This window comes from Roseovarius sp. MBR-78 (assembly GCF_040547535.1).
GTDB lineage: Bacteria > Pseudomonadota > Alphaproteobacteria > Rhodobacterales > Rhodobacteraceae > Roseovarius.
In genome coordinates this window covers 1-13,517 of the sequence record NZ_JBEPPX010000014.1, presented here as the reverse complement: position 1 = coordinate 13,517, position 13,517 = coordinate 1, and the positions used below count along the sequence as shown (strand labels likewise).

Sequence of the window (13,517 nt, the reverse complement as noted above, 5' to 3'; positions counted from 1 at the left end):
GCCGATTTAGCCGTCACCGGGGGCCATGTCCACCGCCCTGAATCGGCCCCGCGTCAGCCCTCCACCACATCGCCGGTGTCCGGTCCGCCGGGTATGGTGGACGCAAGCCCGTGCGCCGCGCGGATCTTGTCCTCGATTTCCGCCGCGATGTGCGGATTGGCCTTGAGGAACGTCTTGGCGTTCTCGCGGCCCTGGCCGATCCGCTCGTCGCCATAGCTGAACCAGCTTCCGGATTTGTCGACGATCCCGGCCTTCACCCCCATGTCGAGCAATTCGCCGGTCTTGGAGATGCCTTCGCCATACATGATGTCGAACTCGACCTGCTTGAACGGCGGTGCGACCTTGTTCTTGACCACCTTGACGCGGGTCGCGTTACCTACGACCTCGTCGCGGTCCTTGATCGCCCCGGTGCGCCGGATATCGAGCCGAACGGAGCTGTAGAACTTGAGCGCGTTGCCGCCGGTGGTGGTTTCCGGGCTGCCGAACATGACGCCGATTTTCATCCGGATCTGGTTGATGAATATCACCGTGCACTTGGTGCGGCTGATCGAGCCGGTAAGCTTGCGCATCGCCTGGCTCATGAGGCGCGCGTGCACACCCACGCTGCTGTCGCCCATCTCGCCCTCAAGCTCGGATTTCGGGGTGAGCGCGGCCACCGAATCGACGACGATGAGGCTCACGGCACCCGATCGCACCAGCGTATCGACAATCTCGAGCGCCTGCTCGCCGGTATCGGGCTGCGAGATCAGCAACTCATCAAGATCGACACCAAGCTTGCGAGCATAGATCGGGTCGAGCGCGTGTTCGGCATCCACGAAGGCGCATACACCACCCTTTTTCTGCTCTTCGGCCACGCAATGCAGCGTGAGCGTGGTCTTGCCCGAACTCTCCGGCCCGTAGATTTCGACCACGCGCCCTTTGGGAATACCGCCGATCCCCAGCGCGATATCGAGCCCGATGGAGCCGGTGGAGGTGGACTCGATATCGGCGATGGGGTTGTCGCCGCCGAGCTTCATGATCGAGCCCTTGCCGAATTGCCGCTCGATTTGCGCCAGCGCGCTGTCGAGCGCTTTTTGCTTGTCCGCCATACGCTTGTTATCCATTGAAAGAAGATCTGCCGTTGCCATTGCGTCGCTCCGTTATTTCACACGCTGCGGAGGGCGGCAATGCCCGCCGATGTTCCTGTCTTGTTCTACACTCATGGGGCAAATGATCTGCCATGACAAGAGGTAATCTTGGTGATGACAGTATCCCGGCAAGACGTTAACATTTGATTTATAGTGATGGAGCACAGTGCATCAGGGATCGGAAATCGCCGGAATTGCTTGTTTTTTCTCGACAGAATCTTGTCCTGCTCTCCGTGCCGAAAACCGGCAGCACCGCGTATGAGGCAGCGCTTGCCCCCCATGCGGCAATGGTCATCAGCGCGCCGCCCGAGCTCAAACATGCCCCCGTCTTTCGCTACAACCGCTTCTTTCGGCCCATGATCGAGCGCTTCGTTGGTCCCGATCCGGAGGTGGTCGCGGTGATGCGCGAGCCTGTTGACTGGCTGGGAAGCTGGTATCGCTACCGGCACCGGGATGCGCTCGCGGATCATCCCAACAGCACGGCCGGTATGAGTTTCGACGCCTTCGTGGCCGCCTATTGCCGAGGCGACCCGCCACCCTTCGCTCGCGTCGGCAGCCAGGCGAAATTCCTCGAGCCCCAGCGCAATGGAACCCGCGTCACCCACCTGTTCCGCTTCGAGGATCGGGATGGGTTCCGAAACTTTCTCGAAGCACGGCTTGGGATCACCATCAAAACCGGGCTGGTCAATCGGTCGCCGAAACTGAAGCTCGACCTCTCTGCGCAGACCGAGGCGCGCCTGCGTCGCAAGCACGCCGCCGATTTCACGCTTTACGAGGGCATTGGCCCGGAAGGTGACTACGCCCCATCCGATCCTGCCCCGCGACCGGTTGGCTAATCTGGCGCGCTTGCAGCGATAGGCGCGGCGCGGCGCGTGCGTTCGCCATCCTTTGGGGCCAGCCTGTGGACGGTCTCGACAAGCTCGTCGAGAGAGAATGGCTTGGGCAGAAAAACCGATTTTGCAATCCGGGCCTGCGCGTCGCCAAAGGTTTCCTCGGCATAGCCGGACACGAAGACAACGGGCACGTCCGGGCGCGAGGCCATCGCCTTTTGCACCCAGCCCGGACCGTCAAGCCCAGGCATCACGACATCGGTGACGAACACGTCCACGTCGAGCGTGGCATCGCCAAGCATTTCAAGCGCATCCTCGGCCGATCCGGCCTCGATCACGGTAAAGCCCTTCAGTTGCAGCGCACGGCTGGCGAAGGCGCGAACCGGAACCTCATCCTCCACGAGAAGCACCGTGCCGTGGCCGCGGCCTGCGCCCCCGGACGCCGTATCACGCGCCGCCTGAACGGCTTCGCGATGCGCATGGGCCGGGAACAGGAGCCGGAACGTCGTGCCTTGCCCCTCGACGCTATCAACGAAAATGAACCCGCCGCTCTGCTTGACGATCCCGTAGACCGTCGAGAGGCCAAGACCGGTGCCCTTGCCGACGCGCTTGGTGGTGAAAAACGGCTCGAACACCTTGTCGATCTTGTCTGGCGCAATGCCGGTGCCTTCGTCGATCACCTCGACGGCGACGTATCGACCGGGGGCCACCACCGCGCGGTCGCGGCGCAGAGGCTCGTCAAGGAATATGTTCTGCGTCACGATGCGGATGGTGCCCCCCTCGGGCATGGCATCGCGGGAATTGACCACGAGGTTCATGATGACCTGCTCGAGTTGCCGCTTGTCGGCGCGGATCGCGTCGAGGCCCGGTTCATGGCTCAACTCCAGGGTGGTGCGCTCTCCCACGAGGCGGTTGAGTAGATGCGTGAGGTCGGACAGGATATCGCGCAGATCAAGGATGCGTGGGTGCATCGTCTGCTTGCGGGAATAGGCCAGCAACTGGCTGACAAGCGCGGCGGCGCGGTTGGCGTTCTGGTTGATCTGGGTCAGGTCTGCATGGTCCTGATCGGCAGGATCGTGGCGAAGCAAAAGCAGGTCGCAATGGCCGGTGATCGCGGTGAGAAGATTGTTGAAATCATGCGCGATTCCGCCTGCAAGCTGGCCGATTGCCTGCATTTTCTGGCTCTGGGCGAATTGCGCCTCCAGCGATTTGAATTCCGTCGCGTCGGTGATGACGGCGATCAGCACCGGCTCGTCGCCATCGCGCGCGCGGTTGAGCGCCACCTGCACGAATCTCTCGCTTTCGGCGTGCCGCACCCGCAGGAATTCCGGATGCACGGTTCCGCGCTCGGCTGCGGCATCGGCAATCCAGTCTGTCACCGGGCGGCCCAGCCCCTCGAGCATCTCGGCAAGGCGCACCCCGTCTGTGGTCTCGCAGCCAAGAAGCGCACGGGCCGGGCTGTTGGACAGCCTTATCCCACCCTCGGTGTCGAGCTTGAGCAGGGGGACCGGCAGATGATCGAAAAACGCCCAGCCGTCCACGACCGCCGGGTTGGCCGCGACCCCAGGCAGCAGATAGGCCTCACGACGACCGGCAATCCCCACCCGCTCGACGAAAAGACACTCAACCGGGCCATGTGGCGTGTTGACACGACAGGTGGTCCCGGATCGCAGGCCCCCACTGTCGCAGGCCTCGTCGAGGGTGCGCACGCGGGCACCGATCAGATCTCGCGCTGCAGGATTCATGTAAAGCACCGTGCCATTGCGCCCGAGAGTGACCATCGGCAGCGGATGCGCCTCGGGGTCGCGAAGGGGCGGATCGGCAGATTTCTCAACTCGCCAGACATAGAGCGCGCGCGCCCCCCGATGCACCGTGAGACGCATATGCCCGGCGCGTGTCACGACATCCTCGGAAGCCGCGCCAACCGAGGCGGCGCGCGATTCCATGCGAAAGAGAAGCGGACCGGGATTGGCGAGATGCTCGCGCAGGGCGGCGGCAAGCGTCTTGTTTTGCCCGGCTGCGAATTGCTCGCGCGCGGCACGATTGGCGAAAACAATCGCCCCCCCGGCACCGGTGAAAAACAACGGTTGTGAATCGAATTCGGCCAGGGCCTCCGCCCCGGATACGAGCGTTGCGCGACGTCGATCGCCGAGATACCGCGTCAAACGCAGCCAGACCGCGACGCAAAACAGCACAGCCGCCACCACGCCCAGAAGCCATTGCGCATGACCGCTCCCGACCATCAGCCCAACCACCGCGAACCCTAGCGCCGCAAGGCCGATCACGCCCGCACGTGGCGCGAGCCGGTGACCGGCGCGCCACCAGTTGCCCCCAGATGTCGTCAGGAATGCCACCAGCCGCGCCTTCCGCCTTGAACCTTTACGCCGCGATCCTGCGGGCAAAGGTTTAAGGCAGACTTAACGACACCGTGAAAATCGCGTCAAGGTTGATTAGAATCGTCACTTTCGTGACATAGCTGCGCGAGAAAGAATCCATCGCCGGACGCGCTGATCGGCCAACGCTTGGCAAATACCTGCACCCAGCCCGGAGTTTCACTTAAAAAACACTCTACAACATGCTCGTTTTCCTCGATAAAAACAGAGCACGTGGAATAGATGAGCCGACCGCCGGGTGCCACCAGCGCCGCCGCTTGTCCAAGGATACCGGCCTGCACGCGGCCCAGATCGGCGAGGCCCTCGGGCGTCAACGCCCATTTTGCCTGTGGTCCGCGCCGCCAGGTGCCGCTCCCCGAACAGGGCACATCACACAGCACCGCGTCAAACAGCCCAAGCCCCTGCAAATCCGGCGTTTCGCACAGCCGGACCCGCGCCCCGGCGCGGCCCGCGCGCGCGGGCAGGTCGGACATGCGGCGCGCCGAGGCATCATGGGCGAACCATTCGCCCTCGATCCGCGCCGCAAGCGCCAGCGTCTTGCCGCCCCCGCCCGCGCAATAATCGAGAACGCGCGCCCCCTCGGGGAGATCGAGCGCTTCCATCGCGGCCTGGCTGCTGGCATCCTGAAGCTCGACCGCGCCCGAAAGGTAGAGAGGGGATTGCGAGATTTTCCGTTCACCCTTAATGACATGCAAGGCCATCTTGATGTCATCCACGGGACGGCAAAGAATACCCTCCGCTGCCAATGCCGCCTGCGCCGCCTCGCGCGTCATCCGGCGCGCATTGACCCGGAGCGTGACCGGTGCGCGGTGGCGCAGCCTCTCGGCGGCCCGCTCTGCCCCATCCCCGAGCGCGGCCTGAAACCGTGGCCAGAGCCACTCCGGCAGATCGCGCGCCTCGGCCCCCTTCGGTGCCCGCCCTGCAGCGCGCTCGGCCTCGGAGAGTGGCGGGGGCGCATGGCCCTCGCCGGTGAAAAACCCATCAGGATCAAGCCCCTGACCCCGCAGCAGCCCGAGGAGCAGCGCCCGCCCGTCATCGCCGCCGCCAAGCGCGGCAGAAGAGCGCCAGCGCCGCAGCACATCGAAGACATGATCGCGCACCGCCGCGCGATCCCCGGAGCCGGCATAGCGGGCACCGCGCGCCCAGTTGGTCAGCGCCTGTTCGGCAGCCGCCCCGTCGCGGATCGCATCGATCACGCCGATGGCTGCGGCCACGCGCGCGCCCGGCGTCATGCGCTCACCTGAACTATGGACTGCAACCTGCTGATATTACGAACCAACCCGATAATTCGGTGCCTCGCGGGTGATCTGCACATCATGGACATGGCTTTCCTTGAGACCGGCCCCGGAAATGCGCACGAATTGGCAATTCCGGCGCATTTCCGCGACCGTGGCGCAGCCGGTATAGCCCATTGCCGCGCGCAGACCCCCGACAAGCTGATGGAGAACCGTGCTCGCCGGGCCCTTGTAGGGCACCTGCCCCTCGATCCCCTCGGGCACCAGCTTGTCGCTGGCGGCATCCTTCTGGAAATAGCGATCCGCCGAGCCGCGCGCCATCGCGCCAAGGCTGCCCATGCCGCGATAGGCCTTAAACGAGCGGCCCTGGTAGAGGATCACCTCGCCGGGGCTCTCGTCGGTGCCCGCCAGCATGGAGCCCACCATCGCGCAGGACGCGCCCGCCGCAATCGCCTTGGCGAAATCGCCCGAGAACTTGATGCCGCCATCGGCGATCACCGGCACATCGCCCGCCGCCGCCGCGCTGTCCATGATCGCGGTGAGTTGCGGCACGCCCACGCCCGCCACCACGCGCGTGGTGCAGATGCTTCCCGGACCGATGCCCACCTTGACCGCGTCGGCACCTGCGTCAATGAGCGCGCGGGTGGCCTCTCCGGTGGCCACGTTCCCGGCCATGATCTGCACCTCGTTGGAAATCGCCTTGGCGCGCTTCACCGCCAGGGCCACCCCCTCGGAATGGCCATGCGCGGTGTCGATCACCACCATGTCCACGCCCGCCTCCACCAGCGCCTGCGTGCGCTCGAACCCGGCATCGCCCACGGTCGAGGCCGCCGCCACCCGCAACCGGCCAAGCCGGTCCTTGCAGGCCGTGGGATTGAGCACCGCCTGCTCGGAATCGCGCAGCGTCAAGAGCCCCGTGAGCTTGCCCTTCCCGTCGGTCACGAGCAATTTCTCGATCCGCCGCGCCTTCATGAGCGAGCGCGCCTCGTCGCGGTCAGCGGGCTCGCGCAGGATCGCGAGGTTCTCGGAGGTCATCATCACGCGCACCGGCGTGTTCTCGTCCTCGGCAAAGCGCATGTCGCGATTGGTGACGATGCCCACGACATGGCCCGCCTCATCCACCACCGGAAAGCCGGTGATCTTGTAGCGGTCCTGAAGCGCCTTGGCATCGGCCAGCGTCTGTTCGGGGCGCAGCGTGATCGGGTTGTAGACGATCCCGCTCTCGAAGCGCTTGACGCGGCGCACCTCGCGGGCCTGTTCCTCGACCGACAGATTGCGGTGGATCACGCCCATCCCGCCCATCTGCGCCATCGAAATGGCCATGCGCCCCTCGGTCACCGTGTCCATAGCCGAGCTGAGCAGCGGAATGTTCAGGGCGATGTCGCGGGTGACCCATGTGCGCGTATCGGCCGTGCCGGGCAGCACCGAGGATGCCGCAGGCACCAGCAGAACATCGTCAAAGGTGAGTGCCTCGCGAATTTCCATTCCGCATCTCCGTGAATGTGTCGTTTGGCGCGTCCCTATCGCATGGATCACGGGGCGTTGAAAGGGCGTTCTGGTCGTGGCCGTCACAGCCACAGCCCGGCACCGGGTCATAGCCACAGCCCCCCCACGGGTTGCACCGCGCGATCCGCCACAGCGCCAGCCACCCGCCGCGCAGCGCGCCATGATGCTCCAGCGCATCAAGCGCGTATTGGCTGCATGTCGGCTGATAGCGGCACGACAGCCCGAACCAGGGCGACAGCAACAGCCGGTAGCCACGGATCGGCAGCGCAAGCAGGCGGGCGAGCGGGCTCATCCCCGGCCCCGCAGCCGCGCGAGCGCATGGGCAAGATCGCGGCGCAGATCGTCGAACGGGCGCAGGCCGGTTTCACCCGCGCGCCCGATCAGCACGTAATCCCAGCCGGGTTGCGCCTTGTCGCGCAGGATTTCGCGTGCCACGGCGCGCAGGCGCCGCTTGGCGCGGTTGCGCGCCACCGCGTTGCCGACCTTCTTGGAGCAGGTGAATCCCACCCGCACGCGCGGATCGCCGTCGCGCCGGTCGCGCCCCTGCACCATCATCGTGGCGGTGCCCTGCCTGCGCGCCCGCGCGGCGGCGAGGAAATCCGCGCGCTTGCGCAGCATCTCGGGCTTGGGCCCCGCGCACGACAACACCGCCGGACACACTTCCCCTGCCATGCGGTCAGGGGGGTCCGGCGGTTCATCGGTCATGTCGCAGTGCTGGCGCTTAGGCGCTCAACGACTTGCGGCCACGGGCGCGGCGGGCGTTGAGGATCTTGCGCCCGGCCTTGGTCGCCATACGCGCACGGAAGCCGTGGCGATTCTTGCGCACGCGGTTCGACGGTTGAAAGGTGCGTTTCATCGCTCCATCTCCGGTTCTGTGGGGTGCCGGTCGTCTGGAATCGCGCCGGGCCCGAATATGTCAGGAACCCGCCGTATAAAGAGCGGCGTAGCCCAAGTCAAACCCCCGCCAGCGATTTTCACACCGCCCCGACATATTACAGGAACCACGCCTTGTATCACCCGCGATCACCCCCTCGTGAGGGCACTGGCGGGCGGGCACCGGACCGTGCATCTAGGGCGGGACAGCAAACAGCCCCGGTGATCCCATGACCCAAAGCGACCCCACCACGCCCTCCCGCCGCAGGCCTGCCCTGCTGCGCCATGCGCCGCTTGCGATCATCCTGATTGCGGCGGTGGTGGGCACCGTGACCTTGCGCGATCATATCACCTTCGACACGCTGCGCGCCCATCGCGAGACGCTTCTGGCCTTTCGCGACAGCCATTTCGCGGCGCTGGCGGCGGCGTTTATCGCCACCTATGTGGTGATCGTCGCCTTTTCGCTGCCCGGCGCGGCGGTGGCCTCGGTCACCGGCGGGTTCCTATTCGGGCTGGTCCTTGGCACCACGTTCAACGTCTCTGCGGCCTCGCTGGGGGCGATCATGATCTTTCTTGCCGCGCGCTGGGGCTTGGGCGCGACGCTTGCCGCGCGAATCGAGACATCGGAAGGCCGCATGAAACGGCTCAAGCAGCGGCTGCACGATAACGAGATCAGCGTGCTGTTCCTGATGCGGCTGGTGCCCGCGGTGCCGTTCTTCGTGGCCAACCTGCTGCCCGCGCTGGTGGGGGTGCGGTTTCGCAACTTCGTGCTGACCACGGTGCTGGGCATAATCCCCGGTGCCATCGTCTTTACCTGGATCGGCGTCGGGCTGGGCGAGGTCTTCGACCGGGGCGACACGCCCGATCTTTCCCTCTTGTGGGAGCCGCAGATCATCGGCCCCATCCTGGGGCTTGCGGCGCTTGCGGCGCTGCCGATGCTCATCAAGGCCATTCGTGGAAAAAAGGACATTTGAACATGACAAAATTGACACCGGATCTGCTGGTCATCGGGGCCGGCTCAGGCGGGCTTTCGGTTGCGGCGGGGGCCGTGCAGATGGGGGCGAGCGTCGTCCTGATCGAAGGCCACAAAATGGGCGGCGACTGTCTCAATTTCGGCTGCGTGCCCTCCAAGGCGCTGATTGCCAGCGGCAAGGCAGCACATGCGCAGGCCCATGCCTCTGCCTATGGCGTGGCAGATGTGGCCCCGCAGGTGGATTACGCCGCCGCCAAGGATCATGTCGCGGGCGTGATCGCACAGATCGAGCCGGTTGACAGCCAGGAGCGGTTCGAGGGCCTGGGCGTGCGGGTGATCCGCGACTATGGCGAATTCATCTCGCCCACGGAGGTGAGCGCGGGCGCGCATGTCATCTCGGCCCGGCGGGTGGTGATCGCCACCGGCTCCTCGCCGCTGGTGCCGCCGATTCCGGGGCTGGACAACGTGCCCTATGAGACCAACGAGACGATATTCGAGCTGCGCGAGCGCCCCCGCCACCTGCTCGTCATCGGCGGCGGCCCCATCGGCATGGAAATGGCGCAGGCGCATCGCCGCCTTGGCTGCGAGGTGACGGTGATCGAGGGGGCGAAGGTGCTGGGCCAGGACGACCCCGAGATGGTGGCCGTCGTGCGCGCGCAATTCGACGCCGAGGGCATCGTGATCGAGGAAGGCGCGATGGCCTCGGAAATCCGTGGCACAGCAGGCGCGATCGAGGTCGAGGCCAAGGATGGTCGCATCTTCAAGGGCTCTCACCTGCTCATGGCCGTGGGCCGCCGTGCCAATACCGACCGGCTCAACCTCGAAGCTGCGGGCATCGAGACCACGCGGCGCGGCATCAAGGTGGATGGCGCCATGCGCACCACCAACAAACGCGTCTATGCCATCGGGGACGTGGCGGGGGGGCTGCAATTCACCCATGTGGCGGGCTATCAGGCGGGGCTTATCATCCGGCAGGCGCTCTTGTCGCTGCCTGCCAAGAACCGCACCGACCACATCCCCTGGGCCACTTATACCGATCCCGAACTGGCGCAGGTAGGCCTCACGGAGGCAGAGGCGCGCGAAATCCATGGCGGCAATCTCGAGGTGGTGCGCTTTCCCTACACCCACAATGACCGCGCCATCGCCGAGCGCAAGACCGCCGGTCTCATCAAGGTGATGGTGGTGCGCGGGCGGCCCATTGGCGTCTCCATCGCGGGCGCGCAGGCGGGCGAGCTGATCAATCTCTGGGCCTTCATCCTCGCCAACAAGCTCAAGATGAAACATGTCGCGAACATGGTCGCGCCCTACCCCACGCTTGGGGAAATCAACAAACGTGCCGCCGGGGCCTATTTCTCGCCACGCCTCTTTGATAGCGCTATGATGAAACGGGTGGTGGGTCTGGTGCAGCGCTGGCTGCCCTGACCCCGCTCATGGGAGGCGCGCGTGCTAAAGTCACTTTCAGGCCGGTTCCTGATTCTCACCGCCATCTTCGTGATGCTGGCCGAGGTGCTGATTTTCGTGCCCTCGGTGGCCCGCTTTCGCGAGCAATTCCTGTTCGACCGGCTGCAACGCGCGCAGATCGCCTCGCTGGGGCTGCTCTCGGGCGGCGAGGTCTCGGCCGATCTGCAAGAGGAGCTGTTGCGCAACGCCGAGGTGTTCAACGTGGTCCTGCGCCGCGACGAGGCGCGCCAGCTTGTGCTGTCCTCGCCGGTGCCCGCGCCGGTATCGCGCAGCTTCGATCTGCGTGACCCGCCCGCAATCACCCTCATCGTCGACGCCTTTCGCCGCCTTGCCAAACCCGAGCCAGAGGTGATCCGCGTCATCGGCGAGCCGGTGCGCATGGGCGGGCTGCTCATCGAGATCACGCTCGATACCCGTGACCTGCGCGCCGCGATGATCGAGTATGGCCTGCGCATCCTGTGGCTGTCGCTGGTGATTTCGCTCATCACGGCGGGGCTGTTGCTGGTGGCGGTGCAATGCTTCGTGGTGCGCCCGATCCGCCGGGTGGTGCGCGCGATGCAGACCTATGCCGCCGATCCCGAGGATGGCCGCCACGTCATCACCCCGTCCTCGGGCATCACCGAATTGCGCGAGGCCGAGGAAAGCCTGCACTCGCTGCAACGCCAGCTCACCTCCGCGCTCAAGCAAAAAGAGCACCTTGCCCAGCTTGGCGGCGCGGTGGCCAAGATAAGCCATGACCTGCGCAACATCCTTACCTCGGCACAGCTTTTCACCGACCGGCTGGAGGCAAGCGAGGACCCGCTCGTGCAGCGCATGGCCCCCAAGCTGGTGAATTCGCTCACCCGCGCGGTGCATCTGTGCGAATCCACCCTCGCCTATGGCAAGGCCGAGGAGCCGGGGCCGACGCTTGCGCGCCACAGCCTTGCCGACCTGGTGGAGGACACGATCGAGGGCGAGCGCCTCGCCGCCGCAGGCCACCCAGTGCGTTTCGAGAACCGCGTGGCCGATGATGTCGTGCTGCGCGCCGATGCCGAGCAGTTGCACCGCGTGCTCACCAACCTGTTGCGCAACGCGCGGCAGGCCCTCGTCAAGACCGGCGCGCCGGGCAGCATCACAATTTCCGCCGAGGCCAGCGCCGAGGACTGGATCATCCGCGTCACCGATACCGGCCCCGGCCTGCCCGCCAAGGCGCGCGAACACCTGTTCAAGCCGTTCCACGGCGGCGCGAGCAGCGGCGGCACCGGGCTGGGCCTGTCGATCGCGTCCGAACTGGTGCGCGGCCATGGCGGCACCCTCACGCTCGAGCGCAGCGACGAGACCGGCACCTGCTTTCGCATCACCCTGCCCAGAGGAAATTTCGTCTCCGCGTCATAATCTTGCCCTCCCCCTCTTGCATCGTCAGGCGGCAAAGTCTAAACGCTGCCCTCAACGGACCGATAGCTCAGCTGGATAGAGTACTTGACTACGAATCAAGGGGTCGGGGGTTCGAATCCTCCTCGGTCCGCCAACAAAACAAGGGCTTAGGGCAAATCGCCGCTAAGCCCTTTTTTTGGGGAAACACCGGAGGAACAGGGGCTAAGGTGATTCACCCTTGGCCTCGCCCAATCCCCCGCCGACCTGCAATGATCGCTGCACCAGCGCGCATGTGAGCGCATTGCGACCGGCATAGGCCCCCCGCAATGGTCACACATCCGACCGGCAAGCGCCGCGTGTCTGGCCTCACGCTGCAAGGCAACCTCGTCCAGCTTGATGCACTTGCGAGAACACCACCGCGCATCCGCCCGCTTGGTGACAGGGATAGGCGAGTGGCAATATTCGCATGTCCGACCGGCCAGAACCTCGTGCCGCGCCTCACGCTCAAGGCGCGCCTGATCGACCGCGATACAATGGTCGCTGCAAAATATCTTTCCGACCGGCACGGCCACATGTCCACCCCACAGACCGCGCAAAGCGGCCTCATATCGAGTGAGTTGCCGTCCATATCGCCTGATCCTGTTAGCCGCTCGAAGCCGGTCAAGGCGTCCATTGTGTGTCCTCGCGCAACCGCTTGAGCAGAACTTGAAATGCCCCTCGGGCAAAGGCCCATGACAATAGGGCACCTCGAAAATTTGCCCTGACCTGACCGCGGCGGTATGATGGTCGAGGAGTTCCATGGCTTGGGGTTTGATGATGGCGCAGATGGGTTTCTTTGATCTTTCGGACCGCTACGCGAGCCTCGATGCGAAGCGTGACCCGTTGGTGGAGATCGACGCGGTCGTGCCGTGGGAGGAGTTTCGGTCGGTTCTGGAACGGGTCTGGCGCAAGCCGGAGGCGGCGCGCAAGTCGCGGGCCGGGCGCAGGCCTTGGGATGCGGTTGTGATGTTCAAGACGCTGGTCCTGAGCGCGCTCTACAACCTGTCGGACGACCAGATCGAGTATCAGGTCCGCGACCGGCTTTCGGCCAGGACGATTCCTCGGGCTTGGCCTGGAGGACCGGGTGCCCGATGCCAAGACGGTGTGGCTCTATCGCGAGGGGCTGGCCCAGGCGGGTATGGTCGATGCGCTGTTTGGGCAGTTCGACGGCTATCTGGCGCGGCAGGGCTACATCGCACGCGACGGGCAGATCCTCGATGCGTCCATCGTGCCGGTGCCGAAGAACCACAACAGGCGCGAAGAAAACAAGGCGATCAAGCGCGGCGAGGTGCCCGAGGGCTGGGCCGACAAGCCCGCCAAACGGTCGCAGAAAGACATTGATGCCCGCTGGACCAAGAAACATGGCAAGAGCCATTACGGCTACAAGAACCACGTCAACGTGGACCGCAAGCACAAGCTGGTCCGCCGTTACCATGTCAGCAACGCCGCCCTGCATGACAGCCAGGCGGTGGACCACCTGCTGATTGTCAATGTGCATTCAAAAGTGACCCGGTGTGATCATCCAAAAATGACCCACTGAACCAGACCGGGTTTACCGGAGAGCAAAAAGCTCGGAAGGTAAGCTATGACCAAGGGAAACCCAGGGACCCGTTTTTCGACCGAGTTACGTGCGCGTGCGGTGCGCATGGTCTTGGAGAATGAGGCGGATTATAAGTCACGGTCGCAGGCGATTGCCTCGATTTCAGAGGAATTTGGATGCAGCCGCG

The 13,517-nt window shown here is 64.9% G+C and carries 11 protein-coding genes, 1 tRNA gene and 2 pseudogenes; 7 read left to right on the top strand and 7 right to left on the bottom strand.

Going from position 1 to position 13,517, the window contains the following annotated elements; all coding sequences use genetic code 11:
- Positions 1-53 precede the first annotated feature (53 nt).
- Complete coding sequence (recA, locus tag ABIE58_RS12400; RefSeq protein ID WP_354545035.1) at positions 54-1,127, bottom strand: recombinase RecA; 1,074 nt, start codon at positions 1,125-1,127, stop codon at positions 54-56.
- A 194-nt stretch (positions 1,128-1,321) separates the two neighbouring features.
- On the opposite strand from recA, the gene ABIE58_RS12395 reads away from it, so the two are divergent.
- The gene (locus tag ABIE58_RS12395) at positions 1,322-1,963 is read left to right on the top strand and encodes a gamma-glutamyl kinase (protein ID WP_354545114.1); all 642 of its coding nucleotides are present in this window, start codon (positions 1,322-1,324) and stop codon (positions 1,961-1,963) included.
- On the opposite strand, the gene ABIE58_RS12390 is transcribed toward ABIE58_RS12395, so the two are convergent.
- The 6 genes and pseudogenes from ABIE58_RS12390 to rpmH form a co-directional block, all read right to left on the bottom strand.
- Positions 1,960-4,311 (bottom strand): ATP-binding protein, encoded by a 2,352-nt coding sequence (locus ABIE58_RS12390; RefSeq protein WP_354545034.1) that lies wholly within the window; start codon positions 4,309-4,311, stop codon positions 1,960-1,962. The genes ABIE58_RS12395 and ABIE58_RS12390 overlap by 4 nt on opposite strands.
- A gap of 86 nt (positions 4,312-4,397) precedes the next feature.
- Positions 4,398-5,582: an RsmB/NOP family class I SAM-dependent RNA methyltransferase gene (locus tag ABIE58_RS12385; protein WP_354545033.1), complete on the bottom strand. Its 1,185-nt coding sequence runs from the start codon at positions 5,580-5,582 to the stop codon at positions 4,398-4,400.
- A gap of 36 nt (positions 5,583-5,618) precedes the next feature.
- The gene (guaB, locus tag ABIE58_RS12380; RefSeq protein WP_354545032.1) at positions 5,619-7,070 is read right to left on the bottom strand and encodes an IMP dehydrogenase; all 1,452 of its coding nucleotides are present in this window, start codon (positions 7,068-7,070) and stop codon (positions 5,619-5,621) included.
- A 70-nt stretch (positions 7,071-7,140) separates the two neighbouring features.
- Positions 7,141-7,383 (bottom strand): annotated as a pseudogene (gene yidD, locus ABIE58_RS12375) (membrane protein insertion efficiency factor YidD); the annotation flags it as partial.
- A complete protein-coding gene (rnpA, locus tag ABIE58_RS12370) occupies positions 7,380-7,763 on the bottom strand; it encodes a ribonuclease P protein component (RefSeq protein WP_354545031.1) in 384 nt (127 codons plus the stop codon). The pseudogene yidD and the gene rnpA, both read right to left, overlap by 4 nt.
- A gap of 49 nt (positions 7,764-7,812) precedes the next feature.
- Positions 7,813-7,947: a 50S ribosomal protein L34 gene (gene rpmH / locus ABIE58_RS12365; RefSeq protein ID WP_026757035.1), complete on the bottom strand. Its 135-nt coding sequence runs from the start codon at positions 7,945-7,947 to the stop codon at positions 7,813-7,815.
- Positions 7,948-8,194: 247 nt separating this feature from the next.
- Between rpmH and ABIE58_RS12360 the strand changes: the two genes are divergently transcribed.
- From ABIE58_RS12360 to ABIE58_RS12335, 6 genes and pseudogenes are all read left to right on the top strand, one after another.
- Positions 8,195-8,938 (top strand): TVP38/TMEM64 family protein, encoded by a 744-nt coding sequence (locus ABIE58_RS12360; protein WP_354545030.1) that lies wholly within the window; start codon positions 8,195-8,197, stop codon positions 8,936-8,938.
- A 2-nt stretch (positions 8,939-8,940) separates the two neighbouring features.
- Complete coding sequence (locus ABIE58_RS12355) at positions 8,941-10,359, top strand: dihydrolipoyl dehydrogenase family protein (RefSeq protein ID WP_354545029.1); 1,419 nt, start codon at positions 8,941-8,943, stop codon at positions 10,357-10,359.
- Between the two features lie 21 nt (positions 10,360-10,380).
- A complete protein-coding gene (locus ABIE58_RS12350; RefSeq protein WP_354545028.1) occupies positions 10,381-11,772 on the top strand; it encodes a sensor histidine kinase in 1,392 nt (463 codons plus the stop codon).
- Positions 11,773-11,828: 56 nt separating this feature from the next.
- Positions 11,829-11,905, top strand: a tRNA-Arg gene (locus ABIE58_RS12345).
- A gap of 172 nt (positions 11,906-12,077) precedes the next feature.
- Positions 12,078-12,449 carry a hypothetical protein gene (locus ABIE58_RS12340; RefSeq protein WP_354545027.1) on the top strand — a complete coding sequence of 124 codons (372 nt, stop codon included), beginning with the start codon at positions 12,078-12,080 and terminating at the stop codon, positions 12,447-12,449.
- Between the two features lie 118 nt (positions 12,450-12,567).
- Positions 12,568-13,273 (top strand): annotated as a pseudogene (locus ABIE58_RS12335) (IS5 family transposase); the annotation flags it as partial.
- Positions 13,274-13,517: the final 244 nt, after the last annotated feature.